General features: G+C 71.8%; 13 protein-coding genes, 1 tRNA gene and 1 pseudogene. 7 read left to right on the forward strand and 8 right to left on the reverse strand.

The window, feature by feature from the left end:
* Positions 1-12: 12 nt before the first annotated feature.
* From ABZS77_RS19700 to ABZS77_RS19720, 5 genes are all read right to left on the reverse strand, one after another.
* Entirely contained in the window at positions 13-3,600 is a 3,588-nt protein-coding gene (locus ABZS77_RS19700) for an adenylate/guanylate cyclase domain-containing protein (RefSeq protein ID WP_354824529.1), read from the reverse strand.
* On the reverse strand, positions 3,597-4,433 hold the full coding sequence (locus ABZS77_RS19705; protein ID WP_354824532.1) for an MBL fold metallo-hydrolase: 837 nt from the start codon (positions 4,431-4,433) through the stop codon (positions 3,597-3,599). The genes ABZS77_RS19700 and ABZS77_RS19705 overlap by 4 nt, the downstream gene beginning before the upstream one ends.
* Positions 4,434-4,553: 120 nt before the next feature.
* Entirely contained in the window at positions 4,554-5,015 is a 462-nt protein-coding gene (locus tag ABZS77_RS19710) for a RidA family protein (protein ID WP_354824534.1), read from the reverse strand.
* Entirely contained in the window at positions 5,012-5,167 is a 156-nt protein-coding gene (locus ABZS77_RS19715; protein ID WP_007466198.1) for a DUF4177 domain-containing protein, read from the reverse strand. The genes ABZS77_RS19710 and ABZS77_RS19715 overlap by 4 nt, the downstream gene beginning before the upstream one ends.
* A gap of 44 nt (positions 5,168-5,211) precedes the next feature.
* Positions 5,212-5,685: a hypothetical protein gene (locus ABZS77_RS19720; protein WP_354824537.1), complete on the reverse strand. Its 474-nt coding sequence runs from the start codon at positions 5,683-5,685 to the stop codon at positions 5,212-5,214.
* Between the two features lie 619 nt (positions 5,686-6,304).
* Here ABZS77_RS19720 and ABZS77_RS19725 point away from each other — a divergent pair.
* Genes ABZS77_RS19725 through ABZS77_RS19735 form a run of 3 tightly spaced genes read left to right on the forward strand, consistent with a single transcriptional unit; the run spans position 6,305 to position 9,138 of the window.
* Entirely contained in the window at positions 6,305-6,928 is a 624-nt protein-coding gene (locus tag ABZS77_RS19725) for a hypothetical protein (protein ID WP_354824689.1), read from the forward strand.
* A gap of 26 nt (positions 6,929-6,954) precedes the next feature.
* Positions 6,955-7,932 carry an ArsA-related P-loop ATPase gene (locus ABZS77_RS19730; RefSeq protein ID WP_354824539.1) on the forward strand — a complete coding sequence of 326 codons (978 nt, stop codon included), beginning with the start codon at positions 6,955-6,957 and terminating at the stop codon, positions 7,930-7,932.
* A 57-nt stretch (positions 7,933-7,989) separates the two neighbouring features.
* Complete coding sequence (locus ABZS77_RS19735; protein WP_354824542.1) at positions 7,990-9,138, forward strand: ArsA-related P-loop ATPase; 1,149 nt, start codon at positions 7,990-7,992, stop codon at positions 9,136-9,138.
* Positions 9,139-9,144: 6 nt separating this feature from the next.
* On the opposite strand, the gene ABZS77_RS19740 is transcribed toward ABZS77_RS19735, so the two are convergent.
* Positions 9,145-9,465: a WhiB family transcriptional regulator gene (locus ABZS77_RS19740; RefSeq protein WP_030328078.1), complete on the reverse strand. Its 321-nt coding sequence runs from the start codon at positions 9,463-9,465 to the stop codon at positions 9,145-9,147.
* Between the two features lie 404 nt (positions 9,466-9,869).
* Here ABZS77_RS19740 and ABZS77_RS19745 point away from each other — a divergent pair, with 404 nt between their 5' ends.
* A complete protein-coding gene (locus tag ABZS77_RS19745; protein ID WP_354824545.1) occupies positions 9,870-12,308 on the forward strand; it encodes a transglycosylase domain-containing protein in 2,439 nt (812 codons plus the stop codon).
* A gap of 87 nt (positions 12,309-12,395) precedes the next feature.
* Here the strand turns inward: ABZS77_RS19745 and ABZS77_RS19750 are convergent, their stop codons facing one another.
* Positions 12,396-12,851, reverse strand: a complete 456-nt coding sequence (locus ABZS77_RS19750; RefSeq protein WP_354824548.1) for a GatB/YqeY domain-containing protein — start codon at positions 12,849-12,851, stop codon at positions 12,396-12,398.
* 25 nt (positions 12,852-12,876) lie between these two features.
* Here ABZS77_RS19750 and ABZS77_RS19755 point away from each other — a divergent pair, with 25 nt between their 5' ends.
* The gene (locus ABZS77_RS19755) at positions 12,877-13,770 is read left to right on the forward strand and encodes a metallophosphoesterase (protein WP_354824551.1); all 894 of its coding nucleotides are present in this window, start codon (positions 12,877-12,879) and stop codon (positions 13,768-13,770) included.
* Between the two features lie 236 nt (positions 13,771-14,006).
* Positions 14,007-14,083, forward strand: a tRNA-Pro gene (locus tag ABZS77_RS19760).
* Between the two features lie 102 nt (positions 14,084-14,185).
* Here the strand turns inward: ABZS77_RS19760 and ABZS77_RS19765 are convergent.
* A pseudogene (locus tag ABZS77_RS19765) lies at positions 14,186-14,521 on the reverse strand (LacI family transcriptional regulator); the annotation flags it as partial.
* Between the two features lie 223 nt (positions 14,522-14,744).
* Between ABZS77_RS19765 and ABZS77_RS19770 the strand changes: the two are divergent.
* The gene (locus ABZS77_RS19770) at positions 14,745-15,239 is read left to right on the forward strand and encodes a DinB family protein (protein ID WP_354824554.1); all 495 of its coding nucleotides are present in this window, start codon (positions 14,745-14,747) and stop codon (positions 15,237-15,239) included.
* Positions 15,240-15,528: the final 289 nt, after the last annotated feature.

A 15,528-nucleotide genomic window follows, 5' to 3' on the forward strand; every position in this document is an offset into this window, starting at 1 on the left:
AAGGGCCTCGGATCAGGACAGGCGGGCACGCAGGGCATCCGCGCCGGCGCGTTCACTGCGTTGTTCCGTCGCGTACGCCAGGCGGACCGCCTCGTCCGCGCAGGACCGGGCCTCCTGCGGGTAGCCGCAGGCCGCCAGCGCCTCGGCCAGCACACCTGCCGCGATCACCTGGCTGCGGACGTCCTCGGCCGGTGCGGTGACCGCCCGCCGCGCCCAGTCCAACGCCTGCTCCCGCTGACCGTGCGCCAGCAGCGCCGACGCGTACCGGGCCATCGTCTGGCGGCGGGAGAACAGCAGTGACGGCGCACTCGCGGCGACGGTCGCCACCGGTGCGAGCAGCCCGACCGCGGTCGCCGGGTCACCGGCGGCCAGCCGGGCGGTGGCGAGCAGCACCCGCGGCGCGACCTGCGCCGGCGCCTGCGGGTTGTGCGGCTCGACGGCGGTCAGCACCTCACGGGCCACCCGCTCGGCCGTCTCGCAGTCGCCCATGTCCAGGGCCACGAAGCCGCGCAGCGTCCCGGCCATCCCGGTGAGCAGGGGGTGCGACGTCAATTCCGCGTACGACAGGGCGTCGGTCAGCAGGTCCGCCGCGTGCTCCGGCTCGCCCAGCCCCCGCGCCACCACGGCACGGACCACGAGCGCGAACCCGCGCCCCCAGTCGTCGGACGCCGCCGCGAACTCACGGTACGCCCGGCGGGCCTCCCGGTCCGCCTCGGCCAGCTCACCCAGCTCGGCCGTGGCGAACGCCGCCACCGCGCGCAGCGTGCCCACCGCCCACGCCTCGCCGACCCGCTCACCGAAGGGCAGGAAGACCTGCGCCAGTCGACACGCCTCACCCAACCGTCCGGCGAGCAGGCGGGCGAACGCGGTGGTGCCGCGCAGCCAGGCCCGCCCGTACGGGTCCTTCAGCTCGGCGAAGAGCCGGGCGGCCCGGCCGAGCACCGCGTCGGTGCCGGCGAAGTCGCCCCGGGTGGTGGTCACCCAGGCCAGGTTCTGCAACGACCACGCCTGCCCACGGCGATCCTGCGCACCGAGGCTCACCTGGTACGCGGCGGCCAGCCGACTGCTCGCCTGGCTCAACCGCCCGCCCACGAAGTCGGCCATGCCGAGCCGGCGCATCGCCGAGGCACGCAGGGTCGGCAGCTCGCCGGCCGTGGCGACCTGCAACGCCTCCTGCCAGGCGGACACCGCCCGGCCCTGGTCGCCGAGGGTCTGCTGGGCCTGACCGGCGAGCAGCAGAGCACTGGCCCGCACCGCTTCGTCGCCCGTGTTCGCGGCGATCTTCTCGGCGAACGCGAGCGCGTCGACCACCCGGCCGATCTGGAGCAACGCCCGCGCGTGCACGACCCGGTCGGCGGCCGGCACACCGTCACGGGCGAGCTCGGCGCCGCGTTCGGCGTACTCCACAGCCATCGCCGGCTCCCCGGCGGACAGCGACCGGCGGGCGGCCCGACCGAGCGCGGCGACGCCGAGCGGGCCCACCGCCCGGGCCGGCGCGTCGGGGCGCAGCTTCACCGCGTCGGCGAGCCGGGCGGCCCGCTCGACGTGTGTCGCCACGAAGTCGTCACGGGCCTCCTCGGTGAAGCCGCCCACCGTGCCGGTCGTGGTCCCGTCCACCGGTGCCGCCCAGCGGGCCAGCGCCGCGTGCCGTTCGGCAAGCTCCGCCTTGCTCACCCCGGCGTACGCGGCCTCGCGCATCAGGGGCGTCGCGAACGCGTAGCCGGACCGGGTGCGGTGCAGCATCCGGCGTTGCAGCAGCTCCTCCACGGCCCGGTCGAGTTCCACGGCGACCACCGCCGACGGCCGTCCGTCACGGCCGGCGCGCTGCTCGCGCAGCGCCTCCAGCGCACCGGTCGGCACGGTGTCACCGACGACAGCCGCGTCCCGCAGCACCGAACGGGCGTCCGGCGGCAGCGCGTCGATCCGGGCGGCCAGTACGGCGGCGAGGTCCCGGGAGAGCAGTCGGCTGCCCAGCGAGCCGGGCACCAGCCGCCAACCGGACGTCGAACCCTGGTCGCGTGTGCCGGGGGCGGTGGTGAGCGCCCCCCGCTCGATGAGCAGCGTGACCAGCTCGGCCAGGTAGAACGGGTTGCCCTGGGCGGTGGCGAGCAGTCGGTCCGCGTCGGCCTGCGGCAGCTTGCCCCCGCTGAGATAGCTGGTGAGCAGGCGGGCCGCGTCGGCCCCGCGCAGCGGCGGCAGGGAGTGCACCTCGGCGTCCGCGACCCGGGTCAGCGCACCGGCGGTACGCACCAGCTCCGGGCGGCCCAGCAGCAGCACCAGCACCGGGCCGGTGAGCCGGGACAGGGTCAGTCCGAGGGCGCGGATCGTCTCGGCGGTGGCGTCGTGCAGATCGTCCACCACGATCACCAGTGGCGCCTCGGCGGCGAGCCCGCTGAGCAGGTCGGCGACCGCGTTCGGCACCGCCTCGGCGTCGGCGGTCAACGCGCCCGCGCCGGCCCACTCGCCGTTGTCGGTGCCGGTGTGCGCGGGCAGTTCGGCATAGCCGAGAAGGGCGAGCAACTGGTCGGTGGCGATCGGGGGCACCTCGCCGCCGGCGCGGGTGAGCCGCTGGCCGAGGCGACGCAGCCGCTCCTCCACGGCGGGTCGGGTCAGCGCGGTGGCCGCGTCACCGGGCAGGCCGACAGCGGCGCGGACCAGGTCGGCCAGCGGTGCGAGACGGCGGCGCTCACCGAAGGCGGCGCAGCGCACCGACAGCACCCGGGCACCGGTGTGCGCGGCGTACCGGCCGGCGCCCACGTCGTATCCGGCGGCGAGGCGTTCCACCTCGGCCGCGAACCGGGACTTGCCGATACCCGCCTCGGCCGTCATGAGCAGCACCCGAGGGTCGCCCTGGTCGATCACCTCGGCGAGCCGGCCGGCCACCCGGCCGATCTCGGTTTCCCGGCCCACGTAGGGCGCCTCGTCGCCCAGCCCCGAACGGGTGCCCGGCGCGTCCAGCAGACCCAGCAGCTCGTACGCCTCCACCGGCTCCCGCTTGCCCTTGAGGCGCAGCGGACGCAGTGCCCGCCAGGAGGCCACGTGCCGGGTGGCGGCGGCGGTACGCCCGCCCGCGTAGACCGCGCCGACGGCGGCGGCGTCGGCCAGCCGGGCGGCGGTGTTCACCGTGTCGCCGATGACCGTGTACTCGATGGCGGCCTGGATGCCGGCGATGACGTCGCCGGTGTTGAGCCCGACCCGGAGCCCGAGCGGCGCGCCGCCGCCCCGCTCGTCGTCGAGCACCCGGCGGACCGCCCGCTGCATGGACAGGGCGGCGCGGACCGCGCGTTCGGCGTCGTCCTCGTGCGCCACGGGGGCGCCGAAGACCGCCATGATCCCGTCGCCGGTCAGCTTGTCGACGTGCCCGCCGAAGGTCTTCACCGCGCCGGCCAGGGCCGCGAGCACCCGGTCGGTGACCGCTCCGACACGCTCCGGGTCGAGGTCCTCCGACCAGGAGGTGAACTCGGAGAGGTCGCCGAAGAGCACGGTGACGACCCGGCGCTCGGCCGCCGGCAACGTCGCGGCGGCCGGCAGCGCGGCACCGCAGTTGTGGCAGAACCGCGCGCCGGGTACGGCGACGGTTCCGCACACCGGGCAGGTCACATGTGCTCCAACCCACTGACCCCCGGCGCGGATTCCCCGATGGCGACGCCCAGATACTCCAGTTGGGCACGGACCGACCATTCGGCCGCCCACCACAGCGAGCGGTCCACGTCCGCGTAGACCACGGCGACCACCGCGGCGGGGGTGCGGGCGCCGCCGTCGACAGCCGCCCGGACCTGGTCGAGCCGGGCGCGCCGGTGCGCCAGGTAGAAGTCGGCGGCGGCGGCGCAGTCGGCGAGCGCCGGGCCGTGGCCCGGCAGCGCCGGGATCCCGGTGTACGCGGACAGCAGCTCCAGGCTGCGCAGATAGTCCCCGAGGTGCCCGTCCGGGTGGGCCACGACCGTGGTGCCCCGGCCGAGGATGGTGTCACCGGTGAGCACCACCCGTTCGCCGTCGTGCTCGACGAGGAAGCAGACCGAGTCGGCGGTGTGCCCCGGGGTGTCCAGCAGCTGGATGTCGAGGTCGTACCCACCCAGGCTCTCGCCGGCCGCCGTCAGCGGCTCGCCGCCGATGGTGTGCGCGCGGTCGACGGCGAGGACGTGGACCCCGCCGAGCAGGTCGCTCAACCGGGCGGAGCCCTCGGTGTGGTCGGGGTGGCCGTGGGTGATCAGGACCAGCCCGATCGGGCCGTGCTCGGCGATCCGGGCGAGGTGCCCCTCGTCGGCCGGCCCCGGGTCGACCACGACGGCGTACTCCGCCGACGGGGCGCGCAGCACCCAGGTGTTGGTGCCGTCGAGGGTCATCGGCCCGGGGTTCGGTGCGCGCAGCAGCGAAACCCAGCCGGGCAGCCCGTCGGCAAGCGCCGCCACCGCCCCCGTCACGTGCCCGCTCATGGCTGCGATCGTACGACCCCGCCCCCCATGCCCCGCGACCTTGCACTTGCTGCTGCTGATTCATGCCCCTTCAGGGCATTCGCCGGGCAGCAAGTGCAAGATCGCGGCTTGGTGCGTGGGTCAGGCGACCTCGACGATCAGTTCGATCTCCACCGGGGCGTCCAGGGGCAGCTCGGCTACGCCCACCGCGCTCCTGGCGTGGCGGCCGGCCTCACCGAAGACGGTGCCGAAGAGGTCCGAGGCGCCGTTGACCACGGCGGGCTGCCCGGTGAAGCCGGGGGCGGAGGCCACGAAACCGGTCACCTTCACCACCTTGACCACGGTCTCCAGACCGACGAGCGAGTCGACCGCCGCCAGGGCGTTGAGCGCGCAGCGCTGGGCCAGGTCCTTGGCCTGGTCGGCGGAGATCCCCGCACCGACCTTGCCGGTTGCCAGCAGCTTGCCCTCGGCGATCGGCAACTGGCCGGAGACGTACACGTGCTGCCCCGACTGCACGGCCGGCACGTAGCTGGCCACCGGCGGCACCACGTCGGGCAGTTCGAGACCCAGCTCGGCGAGCTTCGCGTGCGGACCGTTGCTCATGCCTTGGGCCGCTTCAGGTAGGCGACCAGCTGGTCCGGGTTCGGGCCGGGGACCACGGCGACGAGTTCCCACCCGTCCTCGCCCCAGTTGTCGAGGATCTGCTTGGTCGCGTGGACCAGCAGCGGGACCGTGGAGTATTCCCACTTCTGCATCGCTGAAGGGCTCCCTCTCGGTGCGGAATTGTTCGAGGCACAGCCTACGGTCCGCTTGCCGAGCGGGGCGCGGGACGCTGCTCCGGCGTGGCCGGCAGCTCGCCGCACGGCCCCTCGTGCCCGTACCCCTGCGGGCACCGCGAGCGGTCGGGCAGCAGCAGGTCACAGAAGACCCGGTGCCTGTTGTTCTGGTCGTCGGCGTTCGACACGGTGGTCTCGCCGGCGTCCAGCTCCGGCAGGAAGCCCAGGGACACCGCGACCCGACCGGCCAGCACGGTGGCCGCCGCCAGGTCGGGCACCCGGATCGGCAGGTGGATGACGAAGCCCGGCTCGTCCTCGTCCCGGCCCCGCTCGGTGGGTCGGCTGGAGGCGCGGGTCACCTCCGGCGGCTCCGGAACCCGGCGGTACGACCGCTCGTTGACCGGCAGGCTGCCGACCACCTCCCCCACTGCCCCCGTCCGGCGGAGCCGGTCGTTCGTCGGAAACTGGGTGCGAGGGATGTTGTCCGCGTCGCGCATGCACTGCCTCCGGTCGTACCAGTCGGATCACGCTTCCGGCCCGGACGATTCGCCCGTTCCGCCCCCCGCACCGGGACGAAGGTAGGTCCGCGGCGGCAGTCCCGCCAACAGGACGCGCACGATCAGTCACCTAAAGTCACATATATGACACCTTGGGGTTAGGAATCCCGACTGCGGCAGATTCCGCCGCAACGTCGCCCGAACCGGCGGCGCGGATGGCACGGTACGGGCGACACCTGGCCGCTGGTTGACCGCTACCCTTCCGGTCGGACGGTCGCGCCGCGCCCGGCCGCCCGCTCGATCACGCTCGACGCCCCGCCGGCGGCGGGCGGCGCACCCCCGGGGGAAAGCAATGACCCAACCACCAAGCGGCGACCAAGCCGGCACGCCCGCCCGCCCGTCGACCGACCCGGATCACGTCGGCCAGCCCGGCGCCCCGGCCATCCCCGGCCAGGCGGCTCCGAGCGCTCCCGGCCAGGCGACCCCCGCCGCGCAGCGCGGTCAGGCGACCCCCGCCGCGCAGCGCGGCCAGGCGGTTCCCACCGGCCAGCCCGGCCAAGCGGCCCCCGCCGGCCAGCCCGGCCAGGCGGCCCCCGCCGGCCAGACCGGCCAACTAGCCCTGCCCGCCGCGCCGGCCCCGGCCTTCCCCACCCAGGGGGCCACCGCCCCCGGCCAGCCCACCGGACCGGGCGGTCCCGCCACGGCCGAGCCGCCGGCGGGTCCGGGCGGCCAGACCTCCTCGGACATTCCGCCACCCCCGCCCGGCTACCCGCCCTACCAGGGTGCCGTCGTGCCGCCGAAGAAGAAGCGCGGCCTGTTGATCGCCGCCATCGCGCTCGTCGTGATCATGGTGCTCTGCGTGGGCGGCGGTGTGGTGGCGTTCCTGACCCTGCGCAACGCCGAGACCGGCGAGGGTGCCAAGGAGCCGGCCGTCGCCGTCGACGAGTTCCTCACCGCCATCTACAAGGACCGCGACGCGGGCAAGGCCGCGAGTCACGTCTGCGCCGCCTCCCGCGACGACAAGAAGATCGCCTCGAAGGTCGCCGAGGTGCGCAAGTACGCCTCCGAGTACCAGAACCCCCGTTTCCGGTGGACCACCCCGAAGGTGGACAACAAGACCGGGGACCGCGCCACCGTGTCCACCCGGGTCACCATGACCACCGCCGACGAGAAGGTGGCCGACCAGGACCTGCGCTTCACTGTGGTGCAGAAGACGGGTTGGTGGGTCTGCGAGGTCGCGTGACCGGCCGGCCTGGATAGGCTCGACGGGTGCGTGCAGCTGAGCGGCCGTCCGACCCGGCCGGTACCGGATGGTCGGCGCGTCTCCACGTGGTGACCGGCAAGGGCGGCACCGGCAAGACCAGCGTGGCGGCGGCGCTGGCCCTGGCGCTGGCCGCCGGTGGCCGGCGCACCCTGCTGGTGGAGGTCGAGGGACGCCAGGGCATCGCCCAGCTCTTCGGCATCGACCCCCTGCCGTACGAGGAGCGGCACCTCGCGGACGCCCCGGACGGCGGTGAGGTGCGGGCGCTCGCGGTGGACGCCGAGGAGGCCCTGCTCGAATACCTCGACATGTTCTACAAGCTGGGCGCGGCGGGCCGGGCGCTGCGCAAGCTCGGCGCCATCGACTTCGCCACCACCATCGCCCCGGGTCTGCGCGACGTGCTGCTCACCGGCAAGGTGAAGGAGGCCACCACCCGCACCTCGGGTCAGCGGCGCGTGTACGACGCGGTGGTGCTGGACGCTCCCCCGACCGGGCGGATCGGCCGCTTCCTGAACGTCACCGCCGAGACGGCCCGACTGGCGAAGGTCGGCCCGATCAAGACCCAGAGCGAGGGGGTCGCCGCGCTGCTGCGTTCCCCGATGACCGCGGTGCACGTGGTCACGCTGCTGGAGGAGATGCCGGTGCAGGAGACGGTGGACGCCGTGGCCGACCTGACGTCGCTCGGCTTCGGCATCGGCAACGTGGTCGTCAACGGCACCCGCCCTCCGCTGCCCGCCGGCCGGGCCGTCACCGCGGCGGAGCTGAAGCGGGGGCTGGTCGCCGCCGGGTTGCCGGCCGACCGGGAGATCGTCGCCGGCCTGCACGACGAGGCCCGGGACCAACTCATCCGTCGGGAGCTCGAGGATTCGCTCCGCGCCGACCTGGTGGAGTTGGGGCTGCCGATGTTCGAGCTTCCGCTGCTGCCCGACGGGGTGGACCGGGCTGGCCTCGAGACGCTGTCCCGTGCCCTCGTCAGGGCGGATTGACTCACACCTGAGGTCGGCACGGGCGCACGAGCCCACGCGGCCCGATACGCTCGATTGGTGCCTTCCGAAGACGCGGCGCCGCAGCTGGACGTCGACCAGATCCTCGCCGACCCCGGCGTGCGGATCATCGTGTGCTGCGGTGCCGGCGGGGTGGGAAAGACCACCACGGCCGCCGCGCTGGCGCTGCGGGCCGCCGAGCAGCACGGCCGCCGCACGGTGGTGCTCACCATCGACCCGGCCCGCCGGCTGGCCCAGTCGCTGGGCCTGACCGAGCTGGACAACACGCCCCGCCAGGTCAAGGGGATCGACGTCGAGGCCAGCGGCGGTGAGCTGCACGCCATGATGCTCGACATGAAGCGCACGTTCGACGACGTGGTGCTTCAGCACACCGATCCGGCGAAGGCGGCGGAGATCTTCGCGAACCCGTTCTACCAGGCGATGAGTTCCACCTTCTCCGGCACGCAGGAGTACATGGCGATGGAGAAGCTGGGCCAGCTGCACGCCCGCGGCGAGTGGGACCTGATCGTGGTGGACACTCCGCCGTCGCGGTCGGCGCTTGACTTCCTGGACGCGCCGGCCCGACTGTCCCGTTTCCTGGACGGCCGGATGCTGCGCCTGCTGCTGGCACCGGCCCGAAGCGGCGGCCGGAGCATGTTCAGCCTGGTCACCGCCTCGTTCGGGATGTTCTCGAAGGTGGTGCAGAAGGTGCTCGGCGCGCAGCTTCTCACCGATCTGTCCGGGTTCGTGGCCGCCCTCGATTCGATGTTCGGTGGTTTCCGGCAGCGGGCCGAGCAGACGTACCGCATCCTCCAGGCACGGGAGACGGCCTTCGTGCTGGTCGCGGCCCCGGAGCCGGACGCGGTCCGGGAGGCCGCGTACTTCGCCGGCCGGCTGCGGGAGGAGAAGATGCCGCTTGCCGGCCTGGTGCTCAACCGGGTGCACCGCCCGGCGGTGCCGGAGCTGGACGCCGAGCAGAGCCGGGCCGCCGCCGAGCGGCTGACCGAGCTGGGTGGGCACGAGGGCACCGCCGACGTGCTGCGGGCGCACGCCGCGTTGGCCCGCCAGGCGGTACGCGAGCAGCAGGTGGCGGCGCGGTTCACCGAGGCGTTCCCGGCCGTGCCGTCGGTGTCGGTGACGGCGCAGCCCGCCGACGTGCACGACGTCGACGGGCTGCGGACGATCGGCGCGGCGATCAGCCGGCCCTGATCCGCGTCAGTTGGCCGCGCTGACCAGGATCTTGTCCTTGCCGGCCTTGTCCTTGCTGTTCTTCTTCATCGCGGCCTCGAACATCTTGCGCCAGCTCGTCACCTGCGGGTGACGACGGAGCAACGCCCGGCGTTCGCGTTCGGTCATGCCACCCCACACACCGAACTCGATCCGGTTGTCCAGCGCGTCGGCCAGGCACTCGTACCGAACTGGGCAGCTCCGGCAGATCCGCTTCGCCACGTTCTGTTCGGCGCCCTGTACGAACAACGCGTCCGGGTCCCCGTTCTGACACGCCGCCAGCGACGGCCAGTCAGTGATCATGCCCATGTGTACACGTCCCCCCTTGCAGTACCTACCGACCTCGATGCACGTCAGCCGGCAATTCCCCCCGATCGCCCGGCCCGCCTTCCCCAAGGCGGCGCGGACGACATGTGGCGCTGTCGCCGCCCCCATCATGCTCCGTAGTCGACTGATTACGCAACGTTGTCGACGAAATCCATCATTCCGGACACTCCCGGCTTCCCGGGCTCTCAACCGCCGGTTACCCGGCCGAGGTCGGCGAAAACGCTGCGCCGCCTCCACCAATCGGTGGAGACTCGCGGCAGGTCACACGCAACCACGCACCGGGGGTCGTGCGTTTAGCACAACGAGGGCAGCGCGCGCAGGAAATGGGGAAAGAACGCCCCAGCGCCCCTCGTTCCCTACTCGCGTACCCTGTCGAGGTGACCTGGATGCGGAAACGTGACCACAATGTGCTGACCAACGCCGCATCGCTACTTGTGTGCGGCCTGCTGGCCGGCGTGGTGGTCGCTGCGGCGGCCTTCCCCGCGGTGGCGATGTCCGGCTTGGCCGCGAAGGCCGGCGCCGAGACGTTCGGCGCTCTACCCACGGAACTGACGGTGGCCCGCGCGCCACAGATCAGCTACCTGGTGGCTTCGGACGGCAAGACACCGCTCGCGACGATGTACGACGAGAACCGGCGGGACGTGAAACTCCCCGACATCTCGCCGGCCATGCAGAAGGCCATCATCGCGGCCGAGGACCATGACTTCTACAAGCACAACGGCGTCGACATCAACGGTGTCGCCCGCGCGTTCGTCAACAACCAGGCCGAGGGCTCCGGCCGGCAGGGCGCCTCGACGCTGACCATGCAGTACGTCCGGCTGGCCATCGCCTACTCGGCCACCCACCCGGCCGACGTGGTCGCGGCGACCGAGGACACCAGCGCCCGCAAGCTGCGCGAGATGCGGCTGGCCCTCCAGGTCGACAAGGAATTCTCCAAGGACGAGATCCTCACCCGCTACCTCAACCTCGCCTCCTTCGGCAACGGCGCGTACGGCATCTACGCCGCCAGCCAGGTCTACTTCGGCAAGCCGCCGAGCAAGCTCAAGATCGAGGAAGCGGCACTGCTCGCCGGCATGGTGAAGGCGCCCACCACCAACGACCCGACCACCAAGGCCGGCTACCCGCTCGCCCTGGACCGTCGCAACTACGTCATCCAGAACATGGTCGACATCAAGGCCATCACGCAGCAGGAGGCCGACGCGGCCAAGGCGACCAAGCTGGTCGTGAAGGACAAGCGCACGCCGAACGGCTGCGTCGCCGCGAACGAAAACAGCTGGGGCTTCTTCTGCGACTACTTCTACCGCTGGTGGATGCAGCAGGAGACGTTCGGCTCGACCACGTACGACCGGGAGCGGCGGCTCAAGAGCGGCGGCTACACCATCGTGACGTCGATCGACGTGCAGGCGCAGAAGGGCGCGGACAGGGCGGTCCGTAAGGCCAAGAGCGAGAACAGCAAGGAAGCCGCCATGGTCGCGGTCGTCGAGCCCGGCACCGGCCGGGTGCGGGCGCTCGCGGTCAACCGGCAGTTCAAGCTGGACGACCCGAAGAACCCGAAGAACAAGATCTCCAGCGACCCGGCGAAGAGCAAGAAGAACATCCGGGGCAACTACCCGGCGACCGTCAACCCGCTGCTCACCGGCGGCGACGGCATCACCGGGTACCAGGCCGGCTCGACCTTCAAGATCTTCAGCATCGTCGCGGCGCTGGAGAAGGGCATCCCGCTCAGCTACACCTTCAACGCGCCGCAGCAGTTCAAGTCGGAATACATCATCGACAGCAGCAGCCCGGCGGCCTGCAAGGGCACCCACTTCTACTGCCCGACCAACTCCGGCCTCAAGGCCGGCGGCGTGCAGAACATGTGGACCGCGTTCGCCCAGTCGGTCAACACCTACTTCGTCCCGCTGCAGCAGCAGGTCGGCGCGGAGAACGTGGTGGACGTCGCCAAGCGGGCCGGCATCCAGTTCCGGGCCAGCAACGACGCGAAGTTCGCAGCCACCAAGGACGCGGCCCACCAGTGGGGCGCGTTCACCCTGGGCGTCTCCTCCACCACGCCGCTTGACCTGGCCAACGCGTACGCGACCCTCGCCGCCGACGGTAAGTACTGCGAGCCGATCCCGGTGCAGGAGATCCGCGACCCGGACGGCAACAAGCTGGACATCGCCAACCCGCGCTGCGAGAAGCGGTTCAGCACCGACGTGGCCCGGGCCGCCGTGGACGCCGCCCGCTGCCCGGTCGGCGACAACTCCAAGACCAGCAAGTGCGGCAACAGCCGTACCGCAGGCGTGGTGAAGGGCATCGTCGACGCGCCGGTGGCCGGCAAGTCCGGCACCACCGACTCGGAGAAGACCGCCGCCCTGGTCGCGATGACCAAGCAGTACGCGGTGGCCGGCATCATGGCCGACCCGGACTGGCCGCAGACCAACGTCAAGATGAAGCACGCGGAGAAGGACGGCATCAACCCTCCCGTGTACGAGACGCTGCGCGACGCCATGAAGGGCAAGCCGCGGATCAACTTCGAGCCTCCGGGCCAGAAGATCTCCGAAGGTGACCAGCGCAGCATCCCCGACGTGAAGTGCGTGTCGCTGGATCAGGCGAAGTCGCGCATCAAGGGCGCCGGTTTCGAGCCGGTCGTCTCCGACGCGAAGGTCCCGTCCTCCTGCCCGGCCGGCACCGCGGCGGGCACCAGCCCCGACGGGCGCACCATCAAGGGCGGCGTCGTGACCATCCAGGTCAGCAGCGGTGGCGGCGCCACCCCGCCCGACAACAAGCCGAACCAGCCGAACATCCCCGGTCGACCCGGCGGCGGCGGTCGCCCCGGCGGCTGAGCCGACAAGCAACACACGCGAACGGGCGGGCACCCCCTCTACGGGATGCCCGCCCGTTCGTCTGTCCGGACCACCGCTGCGCGCGGGTCAGAGGCCCAGCTGTCGACGTACCTCGGCGGCCACCCGACCACCCTCGGCCTGGCCGGCCACCGCGGCCTGGGCCGCCTTCATCGCCGGGCCCATCTGGGCCTTGCCGGTGAAGCCGCCCGCGGCGAGCGCCCCCGACACCAGCTCGGTCAGGTCGGCGTCGGAGAGCTGCCTGGGCAGGTAGCGGTCCAGCACCTCACCCTCGGCGGTCTCCTTGGCGGCCTGCTCCGACCGGCCGGCGTCGGCGAAGGCGGTGGCCGCCTCCCGGCGCTTCTTGGCCTCCTTCGTCAGCACCGCGAGCACCTCGTCGTCGGTGAGCTCGCGCTTGGCCTTGCCGGCGACCTCGGCATTGCCGACAGCGGCCAGGGCCATCCGCAGCGTGGAGGTGGTCAGCTCGTCGCGCGCCTTGAGCGCGGAACGCATGTCGGCGGTGAGGCGGTCCTTCAGCGTGCTCATGGACGGTCAAACTACCCTGAACGCCATGCGAAAGCGCACACTATTCCGGCTCGCCGCCGGAACCGCCGCCGTCGGAGCAACCACCCTCGCGTACGCGTCGCTCATCGAACGCAACATGTTCACCCTCCGGCGGTACGACGTGCCGGTGCTGCCGGCCGACGCGGAACCGCTGCGCGTCCTGCACCTGTCCGACCTGCACATGATGCCCGACCAGGCACGCAAGCAGGGCTGGGTGGCATCGCTGGCCGCCCTCGACCCGGACCTGGTGGTCGTCACCGGAGACAACATGGCGCACCCCGACGCCGTACCCGGCGTGCTGCGGGCGCTGCAACCGCTGCTCGACTACCCGGGTGCGTTCGTGTTCGGCTCCAACGACTACACCGGGCCGGTGCTGAAGAACCCGTTCACCTACTTCCTGCCCGACCGGGAGTACACCGAGGGCGTCGAACTGCCCTACGAGGAGCTGCGCCAGGTCTTCACCGGTGCCGGCTGGGCCGACCTCAACAACGCCCGGACCACCCTGAAGGCCGGCGGCCGGCAACTCGACCTCGTCGGCGTCGACGACCCGCACATCGACCGCGACGACTACCCCGCCGTGTCCGGTCGGGTCTCCTCCTCCGCCGACCTGTCGATCGCCGTGACGCACTCCCCCGAACCACGGGTGCTCGACCAGATGGCCGCCGACGGCTTCGGACTCCTGCTGGCCGGACACACCCACGGCGGCCAGGTCTGCGTACCCGGATACGGGGCGCTGGTGACCAACTGCGGGCTGCCCCGCTCGATGGCACGTGGCCTGCACCGCTGGCCGGGGTCGGACTCCTGGCTGCACGTCTCCGCAGGCCTCGGCACCCACCCGACCGCGCCGATCCGCTTCGCCTGCCCACCCGAGGCCACCATCCTCACCCTCATCCCCCGCTGAGCTCCGCTGCCGCACGGCGCCGGCGCTCGGGCGCGCCCGGGGCGCCCAGCGCGCCCATCGCGCTTCAAGATCCGCGCAACTTCCCGGATGTAGTGGCTTCAGCGCGCCGTGAGGCCACTACATCCCTGAACTTGCGCGGATCTTGGCTGCGGATCCTGGCGTCGTGCGCCGAGCGGGCGGCGGGGGTACCGAGTTTGACCGGCGGGGTCGGTGGGCTACTATTTGTCGGCACGCCTCGGGGTGTGGCGCAGCTTGGTAGCGCGCTTCGTTCGGGACGAAGAGGTCGTCGGTTCGAATCCGGCCACCCCGACCAGAGGTAGTAGCAGTTCAGGGCCAGTTTTCCGCTGAGGGAGACTGGCCCTGATTTGCGTCTCAGGCCCGTTCCGGGAGAGATCTGGGAGACGATCTTGTGGGGTCACTCTCCCGCTTCTCCCCGCCCGGTCGCCAGCAGCCGATCCAGCGCCGCCACCGGCGAACCCGGTGCCATCTCGCGCCGCTCGTCCAGGGTCGACACCCACACCTCGGTCAGGCCGTCGAACAGCCAGCGGCGCGTCTCCGCCGTGACGTGCGAGTACCGAGCCCGCACCGACCCGTCCTCGTGCCCCATCCGCTCATCCATCAGCTTGGGTAGCGTGCCCAGCTCCTCCATCAGCGTCCTGTGGGTGTGCCGCAGCCCGTGCGGCGTCAGGCCCCGGGCGACCGGTAGCCAGCACGCCTCCGCCTTGGCGTTCCGTCCCCGCACGGGAAGGCCCACCCCGTCGATACGTTCTGGCCCAGTAGCTTGGCTACTCGCTGCTCAATGCGTGACAGATCAGTCTCGGGACGTGGGTGACGCCGCTGGGCCCGGCCGCCCGGACGGTGGTGACAGGCCGTAGTCCTTGGAACTAGCGTCGTACGTCCTCACATGCCGATGATCGGGTGCCGCCAGCGATGTGGGAGTGCTTGCCGGCGCGGGTCACCGTAGGGTCGTGCCCATGCTTGAGTCACAGCGCGAACCCGTGCCGCTCAACGACGACAACGAGACGGATACGGCACTGGCGTTTCTGTCCTTCAGCCGGTCCTGCGTCCTGAAAAAGCTGGAAGGGCTGGACGAGGAGAAGGTGCGACGCCGCCTGGTGGTGTCCGATACGACGTTGCTCGGGCTGGTCCAGCACCTGACCGGCGCCGAGCGGTACTGGTTCGGATACACACTGGCCGGCGACCCCCAGTACGCCAATGCCAACATGGGCATGGTGGTCGCTGAGGATCAGCCTGCCGAACAGGTCATTGCCGACTACCGCGCCGCGATGGCCGACAGCGACGCGCACATCCGCGCGGCTGGTGACCTCGACGTCCGTACGGCCAAGTCCGTGAACGAGGAACCCCGTACGCTTCGTTGGGTACTGGCTCACATGACCAGCGAAACCACCCGGCACGCCGGACACGCCGACATCCTTCGCGAACTCATCGACGGCGTCACCGGCCGTTGATCGTGTGGCGGCTACCAGCTGCCACAACCACTGGTCACCCGGAATGGCCAGCCCCGAGGCGCACACCGCCTTCGGCAAGATCGCAATAGCCTTGAAGCCGGGACTGATGATGGCTGCGGTCGACCATTAGTGGAACGCCTTGGTCCCACGGCCGGAATGTCCTACCGTCCGGATCTGCCTCTGACCGCGCGTCGTCACCCCGACCAGAGGCAAAGGGCCAGGTGAAACCCCTTCTCACCTGGCCCTTTTCGTGTCGCCAGTCTCCTGTGGTCTTCCGTCGGCCGGGGTC

Source organism: Micromonospora sp. NPDC005298 (assembly GCF_040607375.1).
Classification (GTDB): Bacteria; Actinomycetota; Actinomycetes; order Mycobacteriales; family Micromonosporaceae; genus Micromonospora.

Excerpts from the sequence above, each read along its gene's own strand:
- ABZS77_RS19715 (WP_007466198.1), bottom strand. The coding sequence starts at position 5,167 with ATGCAGAAGTGGGAATACTCCACGGTCCCGCTGCTGGTCCACGCGACC.
- ABZS77_RS19720 (WP_354824537.1), bottom strand. The coding sequence starts at position 5,685 with ATGCGCGACGCGGACAACATCCCTCGCACCCAGTTTCCGACGAACGAC.
- ABZS77_RS19740 (WP_030328078.1), bottom strand. The coding sequence starts at position 9,465 with ATGGGCATGATCACTGACTGGCCGTCGCTGGCGGCGTGTCAGAACGGG.
- ABZS77_RS19705 (WP_354824532.1), bottom strand. The coding sequence starts at position 4,433 with ATGAGCGGGCACGTGACGGGGGCGGTGGCGGCGCTTGCCGACGGGCTG.
- ABZS77_RS19770 (WP_354824554.1), top strand. The coding sequence starts at position 14,745 with ATGCTTGAGTCACAGCGCGAACCCGTGCCGCTCAACGACGACAACGAG.
- ABZS77_RS19710 (WP_354824534.1), bottom strand. The coding sequence starts at position 5,015 with ATGAGCAACGGTCCGCACGCGAAGCTCGCCGAGCTGGGTCTCGAACTG.
- ABZS77_RS19745 (WP_354824545.1), top strand. The coding sequence starts at position 9,870 with ATGCGGAAACGTGACCACAATGTGCTGACCAACGCCGCATCGCTACTT.
- ABZS77_RS19755 (WP_354824551.1), top strand. The coding sequence starts at position 12,877 with ATGCGAAAGCGCACACTATTCCGGCTCGCCGCCGGAACCGCCGCCGTC.
- ABZS77_RS19750 (WP_354824548.1), bottom strand. The coding sequence starts at position 12,851 with ATGAGCACGCTGAAGGACCGCCTCACCGCCGACATGCGTTCCGCGCTC.